Source organism: Aedoeadaptatus ivorii, assembly GCF_030815095.1.
In the GTDB taxonomy this organism is placed as follows: Bacteria; Bacillota; Clostridia; order Tissierellales; family Peptoniphilaceae; genus Aedoeadaptatus; species Aedoeadaptatus ivorii.
In genome coordinates this window covers 121458-135446 of record NZ_JAUSWF010000002.1, presented here as the reverse complement: position 1 = coordinate 135446, position 13989 = coordinate 121458, and the positions used below count along the sequence as shown (strand labels likewise).

The following is a 13989-nucleotide window of genomic DNA, read 5'->3' as shown; positions in this document are numbered from 1 at the left end:
GGCAAGGCGCTTTTGCGCCTTGCCTTTTGAAATCGCGTTTATGCCGTAATGAGTTTTTTAATGTCTTCTTCTACCGTCGTAATGGGGGAAACTTGGAAGTTTTCTACCAAAACCTTGACCACATTTTCGCTCAAAAATGCCGGCAGTGTCGGTCCGAGGTGGATATTCTTTACGCCCAAAGCCAACAGCGACAAGAATACGATCACCGCTTTTTGTTCGTACCAGGCGATATTATAGACGATGGGCAGCTCGTTGATGTCTTCGAGCCCGAAGATCTCCTTGAGCTTTAGGGCGATTACCGCCAAGGAATAGGAGTCGTTGCACTGACCGGCGTCCAATACGCGGGGAATGCCGTCGATGTCGCCGAGGTGGAACTTGTTGTAGCGATACTTCGCACAGCCCGCGGTGAGGATCACCGTATCATCGGGGAGCGCCTTGGCAAATTCTTCGTAGTACAGGCGATCGCTTTGGCGGCCGTCGCAGCCGCCCATGACGACGAATTTCGAGATAGCGCCGCTTTTGATCGCATCCACCACCTTATCCGCCAGGGCAAATACCTGGTTGTGGGCAAAGCCGCCGACGATGGTGCCTTCTTCGATCTTTTCGGGCGCCGGGCAGTTCTTTGCCTGCTCGATCAGCGCCGAGAAGTCCTTGTCCTTTCCGAGCTCGCCTTCGATAAAGGTCGCGCCGGGATAGCTGGCGACGCCGGTGGTATATAAGCGGTCGATATAACTGTCGTCCTTCGGGGGAACGATACAGTTGGTCGTCATCAAAATCGGGCCGTTAAAGCTCTTAAACTCCTCCCGTTGGTGCCACCAGCTGCCGCCGTAATTGCCGACGAAGTGGTCGTACTTCTTAAAGGCGGGGTAGTAATTCGCGGGCAACATTTCCGAGTGGGTGTATACATCTACGCCGGTGCCTTCGGTCTGTTGCAGCAGCGCTTCCATATCCCCCAGGTCGTGGCCCGAAATCAAAATGCCCGGATTGTCTCTGGGTTCGAGCGAGACCTCGGTAATCTCCGGATGGCCGTAACGGCCGGTGTTGGCTGCGTCCAAGAGCGCCATGGCCTTGACGCCGTGTTCGCCGGTTTGGAGGGTCAAATTCACCAAATCCTCGACGTTTAGGCTGTCGTCGGTGATCTTTTCGAGGGCATCCGCCATAAAGGCGTGGACGTCGTCGTCTCGATACCCCAGCACATTGGCGTGGCGGATATAGGCCGCCATGCCCTTCAGGCCGTAAGTAATCAGCTCGCGCAGGGAACGCACGTCCTCGTCTTCGGTGGCGAGCACGCCGATGTATTCCGCCTTCGCCGCTTCACTCAATCCGTCGCGCATATCGAATCCGGCCTCTTTCGGCAGGCTTTCGAGATCGTCGATAGAAGCGAGGAGCGACTTTTTCATATCCAAAGTATCTACGATAAATTCCTCTACCTTTTCGGGGTTGAAATTCGCATTGGTAATCGTCGTAAACAAATTGTCGGCGATGCGGTCCTCGACTTCGACATTCTTTTCGCCCAGGCGATTATACACCTGCGCTAATCCCTTGGTTACATAGATCAAAACGTCTTGCAGATCGGCCACCTCGGCGGTCTTTCCACAGACGCCCTTTACGGTACAACCCTTGTTTCTTACGGTCTCTTGGCATTGATAACAAAACATATACTACCTCCCGGTTTCTTTTGTTGCATAGCTCCATTCGATGCTTCGATTATACAACCAATCTTCTTTCTGTACCGTAACTAATGTTACCCTTTGTCCTCTTTTACAAAAATTCTTCCAACACCTCGGGATCGAACCGCACATACTTTCCTTCCGTCCGAATCAGTCCCTCCCGCTGCATCTTTCCGAGTTCGCGGGAAAGGCTCGGCCGCGGCACCGCCAAATACTCCGCGAGTTCCTCTCGATTTAAGGGAAGCATCCCCTCGCCCTCCGGATTTTCGTGCAATACATAGAGGATAATCTTCTTCCGAATGCTCCCGGCGCTGTGTACCAGCATCTTCAGATTCAAAAAATACGCCTTTTGCGACATAATTGCGAGCATATTGCGCACCAATCGGTCGGCGATTTCGCCGTTTCTCCGGTCAAAGGCGGTCTTGGGCAAAAACAACACCTCCGATTCCTTGCGGCTTACGCAGCCGAAATCGTAGGGATGATCCTCCAAAAAGGTATATACCTCGCCGAACACCGTGCCCGGCTCGGTAAAGCGGTTGATCATCTGCCGCCGTCCCGATGCCGAGATCCGCTCCACCTCCACCGAGCCCGCGAGCAAAATATAGGCCCCCGCGCTCTCCTCTTCCTGGTGAAAAATATAGCTGTCTGCGGCGTAATGCCTGCGTTCGGCGCCCAGTTCCCGCAATAGGCGTTCGCGCTTCGAGTCGTCGATGCCGCGAAAAAGCATGCTATCTGCCGTCAATATCGGTTTCCTTCCGCTGTTTTCTGAGCGACGCATTGGTCCTTTGGATCGCAAGATCCAGGTCTTTCACCTCAAGGGCGGGTCTGCGAAAGGCCCCGTGCATCCTTTGCACGTATTTTGCGACGGAAAAGCTTTTTTTCGTCCCGTATACCGCACTTTTCAGCACGAGACTGCCGATCGTAAGCGGCATCTGCGCCGCCGGCAACCACAGCGTCACCGAACGACGACGGCGGCGGTAGGCGCGTACCGCTTGTATGGATTCCCCTTCGTCCTTAGTGGCGGTTTTCCCGCGGGGAAAACTGTATAATTCTCGTGTAGCTCTGTTATATTCTCGTTTATTGCGATTCATCGTCCAACCCTTTCCCAATATACTTTCCGACAATTTAGTTCATATCCATTTTGTCGAATCCTCAAACTTTCGCGCCTTGCAGTGAAAAAACTTTAGTAAGGCTTTCCCATTTTCCGATTCTATGGTATATTGATCTTAGCCGGAAAACATTGTACCGTAGTGTAAACGTTTTCTTGCTGCGATTCTTTTAAGAAAGGAAGAAAATATGGATTGGAAGAAGCATCACAGGATTCTTATCATTACCGGTCACTTCGGCAGCGGTAAGACAGAAATGTCCATCAACTTAGGCTTACAGCTCGCAGAACAGGGAGAACAGGTGACGATCGTCGACCTCGATATCATCAATACGTACTTCCGAATTCGGGATAAGGATACGTTTCTCGAGGAACACGGCATCAAGGCCCTCTACACCGCGACAAAGGCAAAGACCTTGGACATCCCCGCGTTGGACCCGGCCATCGATGCCGCCATCGCTAGCGGTCACGGTCGCGTCATTATCGACGTCGGCGGCAATCCTTCCGGTGCACGTGCCCTCGCCCGCTACTACCCCACCTTGGAGGAAACGGGATACGAACAGATCTTCGTCATCAACTCCAACCGTCCGGAGACCAAGACGCCGGAACAGGTGATCGAATTTATGGAAATGACCCAGGCGACGAGCCATACCCAAATTACCGGCTTGTTCAATACCTCGCATTTCCTCAAAGACACCACGGCCGAAGACGTCATCGGCGGCTTAGACCTCGCCGAACAGGTCAGCGACATTACGGGCCTGCCCCTATTGGGTACGGTCTGCAAGCGCGAGTTGGTGCCCGAAGTACAGGCACATTTCCCCGATCTCTATATTCTTCCCATCGATCTCTATTTTAGGGATCAATGGATGCTATAAGGAGGAAAAATATGGCAAAAGGAAAAGTCACTTTCGATCAAGATTACTGCAAAGGCTGCAGTCTTTGCGTATCGGTCTGCCCGAAAGATGTTTTGGCTCTCAAAACCGATGAATTGAACCCGAAGGGCTACAGACCCGCCTATGCGAAAAATCCGGAAGATTGTATCGCATGCCAAAGCTGTGCGATCATCTGCCCTGACTCTGTAATCAGCGTCTACCGCATAGAAGAGTGAAAGGAGTCATAGAATGTCTGAAAAAGTTTTAATCAAAGGTAACGAAGCAGTCGGCGCGGCTATGATCGCCGCAGGATGCAAAACGTTCTTTGCATACCCCATCACCCCGCAATCCGAAGTTCCCGAGTACTTAGCGAGAGAGTTGCCGAAGATCGGCGGTACTTTCTTACAAGCCGAATCCGAAGTCGCCGCGATCAATATGCTCTACGGTTCCGCCGGTACCGGAACCCGCGTGGCAACCAGTTCCTCTTCTCCCGGGGTTTCTCTGATGCAAGAAGGAATCAGCTATATCGCCGCATCCGAACTGCCCTGCATGATCGTCAACATGATGCGTGGGGGCCCGGGTCTCGGATCCATTCAACCTTCGCAAACGGACTATTTCCAATCCACCCGCGGCGGCGGAAACGGTGACTACCGCACCATCACCCTCGCACCGGCATCCATTCAGGAAATGGTAAATCTGATTCACCTCGGTTTCGACCTCGCCGACAAATACCGCACCCCGGTTATCCTCTGTGGCGACGGTATGCTCGGACAAATGATGGAACCGGTTGAATTCGAAGAACACGAAGTCACCACCTACGATCACTCCGACTGGGCGGCAATGGGAACCAAGGGCGAAAGAGAGCCCCACATCATCAACTCCCTCTACCTCTCTCCCGAAGAGCTCGAAGCCCACAACAAGAAGCTGATCGCAAAATATAAAGAAATCTCCGACAAGGAAAAACGCGTCGAAGTCATCGACGTAGAAGATGCGGACATCGTATTTACCGCTTTCGGTACCACCAGCCGTATCTGCCGTTCCGCCGGAGACATCCTCAAGGAAAAAGGCTACAAAGTCGGATTCATCCGCCCCATTACTCTGTGGCCCTTCCCCAGCGAAGCGTACGAAAAGATCAACAAAGACTGTAAGGTCATCCTCGACGTGGAATTGAACCAAGGTCAAATGGTCGAAGACGTACGTCTCGCCGTTAACGGTAAACTGCCCGTAGAATTCTATGGTCGCCAAGGCGGTATGATTCCTTCCGCGGAAGAAATCGCAGAAGTGGCCTTAAAGCTATTGGAGGCGTAAAATGGAAAAACTACTCTACACCAGAAGCAAAGCACTCACCGATATGCCGACCCACTACTGCCCCGGTTGTACCCACGGCGTAGTGCACAAATTGGTCGCTGAATGTCTGGAAGAACTCGGCCTGACGGGCAATGCCATCGGTATCGCACCGGTAGGATGTTCCGTACTCGCTTACAAATACTTTAACTGCGACATGTTCGAAGCTGCACACGGCCGTGCACCGGCAGTCGCTACGGGTATCAAGCGCTCCACCCCCGACAAATTCGTCTTCACCTACCAAGGTGACGGGGACTTGGCCTCCATCGGCTCGGGCGAAATCGTACAAGCCGCCCACAGAGGCGAACACATTTCCACCATCTTCGTCAACAACGCCATCTACGGCATGACCGGCGGTCAAATGGCGCCCACCACCTTGGTCGGCCAAAAGACTACCACCAGCCCCTACGGCCGCGACGAAGCTTGGGCCGGACGTCCCATCCGCATCGCCGAAATGCTCGCAACCATCAACGGCGCTAAATTCGTCGAACGCGTTGCCGTCAACACGCCCGCAAACATCCGCAAGGCCAAAAAGGCGATTATGGAATGCTTCAAACTGCAACTCGAAGGCACGGGATTCGGCATCGTAGAAGTTCTTTCTACCTGCCCGACCAACTGGGGTCTGCCTCCGACAGAAGCATTGAAATGGTTAGAAGACAACATGATTCCCTACTATCCCTTAGGAAATCTGCGCAACGGGGAGGATCTATAATGACTACGAAAAGAGTTATCGTATCCGGTTTCGGTGGACAAGGTGTTATGGGCATCGGCCAACTGTTGACCTATGCCGGCATGTTCGACGACAAAAACGTATCCTGGTTGCCCTCTTACGGCCCCGAAATGCGCGGCGGTAAGGCAAACTGCTCCGTCATTCTTTCCGATGATCCCATCGGCGCGCCCAACATCGCACAAGCCGACGCCGTCATCGCCATGAACGAACCTTCCTTGGACAAATTCGAGTCCTATGTCGTTCCCGACGGACACATTTTCATCAACAGCTCCCTGGTCAACAAAGACACGACCAGAGGCGACATCAACTCGCACTTGCTCCCGGTCAACGGTCTAACCGAAAAATTCGGTAACCCTCGCGTTCTCAACATGATCATGATCGGCGCATTCAACGAAATCACCGGCATGGTCAGCCAAGGCGCTTTGGAAAAAGCGGTAGACAAACTCTACGGTAAGAAGGGCGAAAAAGTTATGAAATCCAACTTGGAAGCCTTGAAGTTTGGTGGAGAAAAAATGAAGGAGATTGTAAATGCGAAATGAAGTTGAAATCCTCAGACAGGCAATGCTGAACGAAGTCGAAGGTGCAGAATTCTACAAACTCGCAGCCGACAAATTCGCTTCCTCCTCTACGAAGGACGCGCTGTTGGACCTCGCAAGACAAGAAGAAGAGCACATCGAATACCTTCGTTCCCTGTCCGAAAAAATCATCGACGACAGCAAGGCAATCAACTACGATCCGGAAAAATTAAAAGAAGAAGTTCCTTCTCCCGGTATCTTCAAATGGGACAAATTGGATGAAGACATGGTACGCTTGGCCGTAACCGTATTCTCCGTAGGCATGAACATGGAAAAAGACTCCGTGACCTTCTACGAAGACGCAAAGGCAAAAGTCGAAAGCGAAGAATCCAAGCACCTCTTCGACATCCTCGTAAAATGGGAACAATCCCACTTGGAAACCCTGCGTACCCAATATGAAATCTACCAACAAGAATGGTGGAATATGCAAAACTTCGCACCGTACTAAAAAGTACTGTAAACGCGACAAAAACGCCTCTTCGGAGGCGTTTTTTTGTGCGCTTATTTGGGCGCATCCTCTGCACTTCGAATAAGGGACGCCTTAAACGACATAGAACACACCTTACGCCGTTTCAAATATGGTGGACAGTACTGAAACTGAACCAATCATTAAACCCCTATAAATCACTAGTGAAGCCGTTTATAATCGAGCACCCCTCTAAACTGGGGGCTGATAGGGACGATAGGATGTACTTTTTGAAATCCGGACGCACCTCCGGACTCTTATTTTGTGGCGTTCGAATTTTCTTCATCAAAAATACCAAGTAGCTCCTCTACTTCTTCGCGAGACCTGGCATATTTCCGAGCAAACGTACGGGCGTTGCTCCTGACGCGCTGATACCTTTTCTTCTCCGGATTTTCTTCTTCCCATCTTCTTGACGCTCGAATTTGAGCATCACTTGTCTTTCTTTCGTTGTTCACGCTCAAGCTCCTTTTCTAGTCTTTTCTTTTCTTCCTGCAACTTTCCATTTTTAATGAATAAAGCGATGCACACCAAAATCGAGACGAAGAGCAATAGATTGAGTAAGTGATTTAACATTTTCCATGTGATAGAACTTTCTTATGGGTAGGGAATTAACCCCCACCCTTAAGCCATTTCAATTCTAGCTTTATGATCGCAAGCTTTTAACTTGTATTTGTTGGCACCCGTTAATTGCTTTTGGGATCCATACCCCTAAGCGATTTCTATCACTTTCTCACCTCACTTTCTATATGAATTATGACACGCGTGTTATGATTATGCAACCATTTTAAGTAATTGATTGAGGATTTGGATAATTTTTACAACCATAAACGAGGCACTTCGGCCGGTTCCTGTTTACCCAGGATTTTGCATTGACGTGCCTCGCCTCTATACAATTACTACTTGCTCAAAGGCGTTGCCCACTTTCCGGCTCTTTTCTTCTCTTAAGTCATAAAATCACTTCAGTTTGTTCCAATTCTTCTTCATCTTTCTGCTCCTTTCGCCCCTTACAGTGCACGCCTGTAAGTTGCAACCTTGTTTTACTGCATCAAAAAAGCACACCAGCTATACCGTAAGATGTGCTTTTAGTTTTGGTTGTATATTTGATCATATAGCCGTTGGTATTTCATAGCCTTTTCTGTGGGCTCGTCATTTTCATCGAGATTTGACAAAAATAACTCATCAATCGCTAACAATAACTTATCCAAGTCGCCGTTATTCAATAATTCTTCAAGGTTGTTAATATCCTTACTCAATTCATTCTTTTGAAGCTCAGTGATGTTAATCATTTTTCTTGCGACCTCCTAATGGATTTACTTGAATCAATTTACCAGTTTTCGGATTAACAGACACAGACCCAACACCCATTATGCTATACCTCGTACTATGTTTGAGCCTCTTAATGTCATCGGGGGTTGACAATATTCGTATCGCGTGTTCAATATCCACTCCATTTCTCTTTTGTTCTACAGAACCAATCACCCTATTGATGAAATGCTTAGATTTCTTATTTATCACAACACCATCTGATGTCTTTAGCCCTATCAGTTTTTCGTCTATCTCTTTAGATACATCTTTATATAACTTAAAATCTGCAAATGACGTCAACTCACCACTTTTTATTGAACGTTTATAATGCTTTAATTGCTCCCACTCTTTCGTATTATTATACTTTAATTTTTGGAAGCTATCAAAGCTAGAGGGTACGTTCTTTTTTCCTATCGCTTCAATGTAATTCTCATATTGCTTTCTGTCACCATGACGGTTCTTCCATGCTTTTTCCTTAGCCAAATATTCCGGATCGTTCTCTACATAGGTCTTATGCCACTCTTCGTAATTCATATCGAGAGGCACATCATAGCTCTTCCCGTCTTCGCTTCTCGCTGTCCTCGTCTTTCCGTCTTTGTTCTCCCTGTAGGTGATCGTAGTCGATCGGCATCTCGGATGCATAGGCGGATAGTTTACGCCCGGCATAGCTTCGTCAATAGGAAAGTGCTTGCCGTCCATAGAACGGCATATTGCACTGGTCTTCATATCTAGGGTGGCCAAAAATTCATATTCCTTAATGCCCAGCTTTTTTTACATAAGCAGGTCAGCTATGCTTTCAAATAGGTCGTTTCCGTGTGATGTAGTGTGCGCGCCGCATGCTTTTTGTCCTTTCCCGGTTCGTTGGCCACATCGTCGCCGCAACTGATCTCGGTGCACTTTCTGCATTTGCTTTTGTACGGCGTTGATGTGCGCGCCATGATGTTCTGAGACGATGCAAAACCAGCAAAAAGCAGCCGCAAATAACAAAAACCAAAGTTATGAAAACGCGAAAAAACGGCTAAATTGCAACGTTAGCAGCAACTAGCCGTTTATACAAATGGTGGACAGTACTGGGCTTGAACCAGCGACCTCTACGATGTCAACGTAGCGCTCTACCAACTGAGCTAACTCTCCGTAGCACAATATAGTTTACCAAGGTCGCCGACAGATTGCAAGCACTATTTTACAATTCCGTCATATGGATTCGGTTTTGTTATGCCCATGCGGTGTTCGGGTTAAGTTCTCGTAGGGCCGGCATTGGTCTTTTCGGGATTCTGTCGCCTACTTATTCCAGATCCAGCACATTTCTCCGTTCGAACTCGACGCCGACCGCTTCGCCCGGCTCGTAGAGATTGTGGGTGCGAAAGAGGGTATCGATTTTCAGGACGATTCCGTTGCTTTCTACCAAATACTCCAACAGATTTCCCTTGGGAATGCGGTCGCGCACCCGCCCCACCAGGCGAATGTAGTCGTCCTTTTGGGGCGTGTCTTCGCCCACGATTTGGATCGCCTCGGGACGAATGGCGACGGCGCCCGTCCTCGTCTCGCCGGTCATGGTTTCGAACGCCTGTGGCTGCAGGACATTGTAGTTGCCGACGAAGTTGGCGACAAATTCCGTACGGGGCCGCGTGTAGAGGTCGATGGGTGTGGCGATCTGCTCGATTCTCCCGTCGTTTAAGATGGTGATATGGTCGCTCATCAGCATGGCTTCGTTCTGGTCGTGGGTGACGAATATGGTGGTGATGTTCAGTTGCTGTTGAATGTTTCGGATGGATTTTTGCAGGCTCTTTCGCAGCTGCGCATCGATGGCGGAAAGCGGCTCGTCCAATAGGAGCACGCGGGGCTCGGTGACCAGCGCCCGCGCCAGGGCGACTCTCTGTTTTTGCCCGCCGGAAAGTTGGGACGGCGCATAATGTTCCCGCCCCTTAAGGCCGACGATTTCGATCATTTCGGCGACTTTTTTTCGTATGGTTTCCTTGGGCATCTTCTGCATTTTCAGCCCGAAGCCGATATTGTTTTCTACGTTCATATTGGGAAAGAGCGAATAAGACTGAAATACCATCCCCACATTTCGCTCCCCGGGCGCGAGATCGTTGACGATCTTATCGCCGATGCGGATGGTACCGTGATCGACGCGGTTAAATCCCGCCAAACAACGCAGCAATGTGGATTTTCCGCAACCGGAGGGGCCCAAGAGGGTGAGGAGCTCCCCTTTTTGGATTTCGAGATTGATGTCTTTGAGCACATAGTGGGTGCCGTCATAGCTCTTCTGTATGTTTTCAAATGCGATATAACTCATCTTAGTTCTCCTTACTCCCGTTTTGCGGGGACGATTGTCGTGCGTTCAAGTGGTTGACCAGGGCGGAAAGCGCCAGCATTACCACACTCATAATCGTAGAAATGGCGGCGGCGGTGGGACCGGAAACGCTGAGCATGCGATTGAGGAAGATGCCCAGGGTCTCATAATAGGAACCCGCCAATATATTTACGAGCACAAAGTCCGCAAACAACAGTCCCGCCGAGAGGAGCATCGTCGCCAAGAGTCCCCGATAGGCGGCGGGTACAATAATGGTCACAAAGGTGCGGAGAGAAGAGGCGCCGAGGATTTCCGCCGCCTCGAGCATAGGCGTCATATCGATGGCGGTCAGGGTGTTTTTGACGCCCTGATACATATACGGGCAGATTAACACGCAGTAGGAGCAGACGAGCAGAAAGATCCGATTGCCGTAAAAGTTCTCGGAATTGCCGTATAAGACGATCAAGGAAACCGCCATAATTACGCCCTGGATCCCGTACGGGATTTTGGAGACCGCATCCATGATGACTTCCGCTTTGGGATAGTAAACCCGGGCCGCATATAGGGCGAGGAGCATAATCATTACGGTAATCAAGACGGGGAGGACGGAGATCAAGACGGTGCGGATCAACACCGGCCATATCTCTGTGGCGGTAAACAGTTCCCGATAAAAATCGAAGGTAAATTCCCGTGGTATGATCTTGGTAAAATCCCTGAAAAAGCTATACACCACGGTCATAAAGAGCGGCAGTATCAAAAATAAGCCGATCACCACAAAGGCGAGGATATCGAGCAGTTTACTGTTTTTCTTCACGGACTTCCCTCCCCTCTCGATTGCTACCGGCGAGCAATCCCAAGCCATTTACCAAGAGCATGATCAATATCATAATCACCGAAAGGGCACTCCCGGTTCCCGGCTGCTGCACGATATCCCCCGTAAACATAGAGGAGATTTGAATCGGCATAAGGGGGTAGTTGTTCCCCAACAGCGCATAGGGGGTGGCGTAGGCCGCCAATGCGTTGGCAAACAGAATCGAGAAGGTGCCGAAGAGCACCGGCGATAGAATGGGAATGCCGATATACAGCCAAAAACGAAGGGTACCGGTCTTTAAAAGCTGCGCCGCTTCCTTGTATTCGTCCTGGATCATGGCGAATGCCGGGTACAAGAGCAGCGTGCCCAAAGGAATCTGAAAGTGGATAAAGGTGAGGAGCAGGCCATTGGTGCCGTAGAGGTCGAAATCGGCGAGAAAGCTCCAACCCAAAGCCTGGCCCAAGAGCACCAGCACGCCGGAATTGCCCAGGATGATCATAAAGGCGAAGGCGAGCTGAATGCCCTGAAAATTCGACGTCATATTGAGGACATTCAAAAATACCTTTTTTAAGACGCCTTCGTTGTTATAAATCACATAGGCGCCCATAAAATCGAGAATCAGGCCGATAAGCGCACTAAAGAACGATACTTTCAGGGAATTGGCGATGCCCATAAAATAGTAGGGATTCGAAAAAATCTCTCCATAATTGGACATCCCGATAAAGGCACCGCCATTGTCGAAAAAGCTTTTCCACAGAATAGAAAATAGAGGCAGGAGAATATAAAAGAGGGCCAACACCCCGAAGGGGAGGAACAATAGGAGCGGAAGTTTTGCGTCGGTTCTCATTTTCGATCCTTTCCTTTTACATAGAACGGCGGGCAAACCCCATGGGGATCATCTTTTTCGAAGGGGAAAGCCCCAACAGATACAGGCAGAGGGGCGCCACCTCCCGTTGCGACCGCTGTTGATCGCGAAAATCGCCGGGCAGTATTTTTTCCGAAAAGATATAGAGCGGGACAATCCGCTCCGCATCCGATGCGCCGTTGTGAAAGCGGAGCGGATTCATGCCGTGATCGGCGGTCACGACGACCTGATAGCCCGCCTCCCGCCACAGCGGCAAATAATCGCTGAGTGCCACGTCGACATTTGCCGCCGCAAAGGCATATTCCGCCGCGTCCGATCCGTAGGCGTGGCCCGCATCGTCTACATTCATGGGGTGCAGCAGGAGATATTCGGGTGCATATGTTTTGATAAAATAATGCGCGTCGGCAAAGAGATGGTCGTCGGGATATTTGTCGTTCCAATAGAACGAACCCAATGCGATCTCCCCCTCGCCATCTGCAAAAAATCGATCTTCGCTCGGTCGAAAGGGCGTATGGTGATACAACTCGCTGACCCACGAATAGGCACAGGCAGCCGTTACACCGCCTGCCTGTCTCACAATGGAAAATATATTTTCTTCGCCGCTTCTCTTGGGAATGCCGTTGTTGGTAATGCCGTGCTCGCGCGGCGCGAGGCCGGTCTGAATGGTCTCATACAGAGGACGCGACATCGCCGGCAGCTCGGAGATCACCCGGTAGGTGGCACACAAACCCGCCTCGGCGAGGGATTCCAAATAGCCCATATGGCGAAAAGCGGTCTGTGCATTTAGCCCGTCCAGTACGATTAGAATCAGTTTCTCCATTACTTCTTTGCCTTGGTAAGGACTTCGGCCTGCCATTTTTGGCCGAGTCCCTTCGCCGCCTCATCCCATGCCTTCATATCCTTAATGGGTTGTGCCTTGGCATACAGCGAATCGTCCAGGAGCATGTCCTTGACATCCGCCGGCAATTCCACATCGTCGCGAATGGGACGGGCGTACCCCTTTGCCAAATTGATCTGTCCCTGGTCGGAAAGAATGTATTCCCGCGCCAATGCCGCCGCATGGGGGTGGGGCGCCCTGGCGTTAATGATCGTGGAATACCCGGATTGCACCGCCCCGTCGGAGGGGATGGTGACTTCGAATTTTAGATTCGGATTGCTTTCTTCCACTTGTTTGGCGTAGTTTAGACCGTTAAAGTCCCATACGAAGGCGACTTCCACCTCGCCCTTCTCCAGTCGCTGCACGGAGGGATCGGAGAGGTCCAAACGGCCCTGCTCTGCGAGCTTGGCGAAATAATCGAAGCCCGGTTGCAGATTCTTCTCGTCTCCGCCATTGGCGATGGCCGCGGAAAGGAGGGCGTTTTGTGCCTGGGTAGCGGCGTTGACATCGCCGATCGAGACCTTATAGTCCCCTTCCAGTACGTCGGCAAAGGATTTGGGCGGATTCGCCACTTTGGTGGTATTCGTAATGATGGCGATGGTGCCGTAGTACGCGATAATCCAGTCGCCGTCGTCGTCTTTTGCCCAATCGGGTACCTTGTCCCAGTACGAGGTCTTGTACTTGGCGGAGACGCCCTTTTCTTCGGCGACGGGCCCGAAACTTTGGCCCACGTCGCCGATATCCTTGGTGGGATTGGATTTTTCTTGCTCAAACAAGGCGATCTCTTCGGCGGAACTCATATCCGTATCGGTGTGTTTCAGGGCATACTTCTCGGAAATCTGATCCCAGGTGTCCTTCCAGTTAGCCCATGCATCGGGCATGCCGATGGATTGGATTTCCCCTTCTTCCTTCGCCTTCTTTTCGAGCTCTTCCACGCTGATCGAAGAGAGATCCACCGGTTTCTCGGCCTCTTTTGCGCCGCTTCCACCGCACGCCGTCAACAACATCATCATTCCCAATCCGCCTACCGCGAGGCTTCGCTTCCAGTTTTTCATAATTCCTCCTCATATGCC

17 protein-coding genes and 1 tRNA gene are annotated in these 13989 nt (G+C 50.7%); 6 read left to right on the top strand and 12 right to left on the bottom strand.

The window, feature by feature from the left end:
* Positions 1–38: 38 nt before the first annotated feature.
* From hcp to QO008_RS02435, 3 genes are all read right to left on the bottom strand, one after another.
* Positions 39–1658, bottom strand: a complete 1620-nt coding sequence (gene hcp / locus QO008_RS02445; protein WP_307384021.1) for a hydroxylamine reductase — start codon at positions 1656–1658, stop codon at positions 39–41.
* Between the two features lie 103 nt (positions 1659–1761).
* Entirely contained in the window at positions 1762–2412 is a 651-nt protein-coding gene (locus tag QO008_RS02440; protein WP_307384018.1) for a Crp/Fnr family transcriptional regulator, read from the bottom strand.
* Positions 2399–2761 (bottom strand): hypothetical protein, encoded by a 363-nt coding sequence (locus QO008_RS02435; RefSeq protein ID WP_307384015.1) that lies wholly within the window; start codon positions 2759–2761, stop codon positions 2399–2401. The genes QO008_RS02440 and QO008_RS02435 overlap by 14 nt, the downstream gene beginning before the upstream one ends.
* A 205-nt stretch (positions 2762–2966) precedes the next feature.
* Here QO008_RS02435 and QO008_RS02430 point away from each other — a divergent pair, with 205 nt between their 5' ends.
* Genes QO008_RS02430 through QO008_RS02405 form a run of 6 tightly spaced genes read left to right on the top strand, consistent with a single transcriptional unit; the run spans position 2967 to position 6744 of the window.
* Positions 2967–3650, top strand: coding sequence for a nucleotide-binding protein (locus QO008_RS02430; protein WP_126464850.1), 684 nt, complete (start codon positions 2967–2969; stop codon positions 3648–3650).
* Between the two features lie 11 nt (positions 3651–3661).
* Positions 3662–3883 carry a 4Fe-4S dicluster domain-containing protein gene (locus QO008_RS02425; RefSeq protein ID WP_126464849.1) on the top strand — a complete coding sequence of 74 codons (222 nt, stop codon included), beginning with the start codon at positions 3662–3664 and terminating at the stop codon, positions 3881–3883.
* Positions 3884–3896: 13 nt separating this feature from the next.
* Positions 3897–4955 carry a 3-methyl-2-oxobutanoate dehydrogenase subunit VorB gene (locus QO008_RS02420; protein WP_126464848.1) on the top strand — a complete coding sequence of 353 codons (1059 nt, stop codon included), beginning with the start codon at positions 3897–3899 and terminating at the stop codon, positions 4953–4955.
* 1 nt (position 4956) lies between these two features.
* Positions 4957–5703 (top strand): thiamine pyrophosphate-dependent enzyme, encoded by a 747-nt coding sequence (locus QO008_RS02415; protein ID WP_126464847.1) that lies wholly within the window; start codon positions 4957–4959, stop codon positions 5701–5703.
* Positions 5703–6260: a 2-oxoacid:acceptor oxidoreductase family protein gene (locus QO008_RS02410; RefSeq protein ID WP_126464846.1), complete on the top strand. Its 558-nt coding sequence runs from the start codon at positions 5703–5705 to the stop codon at positions 6258–6260. The genes QO008_RS02415 and QO008_RS02410 overlap by 1 nt, the downstream gene beginning before the upstream one ends.
* The gene (locus QO008_RS02405) at positions 6250–6744 is read left to right on the top strand and encodes a ferritin-like domain-containing protein (protein WP_126464845.1); all 495 of its coding nucleotides are present in this window, start codon (positions 6250–6252) and stop codon (positions 6742–6744) included. Before QO008_RS02410 ends, QO008_RS02405 begins: the two co-directional genes overlap by 11 nt.
* Before the next feature lie 275 nt (positions 6745–7019).
* On the opposite strand, the gene QO008_RS02400 is transcribed toward QO008_RS02405, so the two are convergent.
* The 9 genes from QO008_RS02400 to QO008_RS02360 all read right to left on the bottom strand — a co-directional run bounded on the left by QO008_RS02400 (position 7020) and on the right by QO008_RS02360 (position 13971).
* Positions 7020–7217: a hypothetical protein gene (locus QO008_RS02400; RefSeq protein ID WP_126464844.1), complete on the bottom strand. Its 198-nt coding sequence runs from the start codon at positions 7215–7217 to the stop codon at positions 7020–7022.
* A gap of 627 nt (positions 7218–7844) precedes the next feature.
* Positions 7845–8048, bottom strand: a complete 204-nt coding sequence (locus QO008_RS02395) for a hypothetical protein (RefSeq protein ID WP_126464843.1) — start codon at positions 8046–8048, stop codon at positions 7845–7847.
* Positions 8041–8826, bottom strand: a complete 786-nt coding sequence (locus QO008_RS02390; RefSeq protein WP_269471190.1) for a minor capsid protein — start codon at positions 8824–8826, stop codon at positions 8041–8043. The genes QO008_RS02395 and QO008_RS02390 overlap by 8 nt, the downstream gene beginning before the upstream one ends.
* 299 nt (positions 8827–9125) lie before the next feature.
* Positions 9126–9201: transfer RNA gene (locus QO008_RS02385), tRNA-Val, on the bottom strand.
* A 151-nt stretch (positions 9202–9352) separates the two neighbouring features.
* Positions 9353–10366 carry an ABC transporter ATP-binding protein gene (locus QO008_RS02380; RefSeq protein ID WP_126464841.1) on the bottom strand — a complete coding sequence of 338 codons (1014 nt, stop codon included), beginning with the start codon at positions 10364–10366 and terminating at the stop codon, positions 9353–9355.
* 1 nt (position 10367) lies between these two features.
* The gene (locus tag QO008_RS02375) at positions 10368–11177 is read right to left on the bottom strand and encodes an ABC transporter permease (RefSeq protein WP_164715178.1); all 810 of its coding nucleotides are present in this window, start codon (positions 11175–11177) and stop codon (positions 10368–10370) included.
* Positions 11161–12021 carry an ABC transporter permease gene (locus tag QO008_RS02370; RefSeq protein WP_126464839.1) on the bottom strand — a complete coding sequence of 287 codons (861 nt, stop codon included), beginning with the start codon at positions 12019–12021 and terminating at the stop codon, positions 11161–11163. The genes QO008_RS02375 and QO008_RS02370 overlap by 17 nt, the downstream gene beginning before the upstream one ends.
* 16 nt (positions 12022–12037) lie before the next feature.
* Complete coding sequence (locus QO008_RS02365) at positions 12038–12859, bottom strand: alkaline phosphatase family protein (RefSeq protein WP_307384008.1); 822 nt, start codon at positions 12857–12859, stop codon at positions 12038–12040.
* Positions 12859–13971 (bottom strand): ABC transporter substrate-binding protein, encoded by a 1113-nt coding sequence (locus tag QO008_RS02360; protein ID WP_126464837.1) that lies wholly within the window; start codon positions 13969–13971, stop codon positions 12859–12861. The genes QO008_RS02365 and QO008_RS02360 overlap by 1 nt, the downstream gene beginning before the upstream one ends.
* Positions 13972–13989 lie beyond the last annotated feature (18 nt).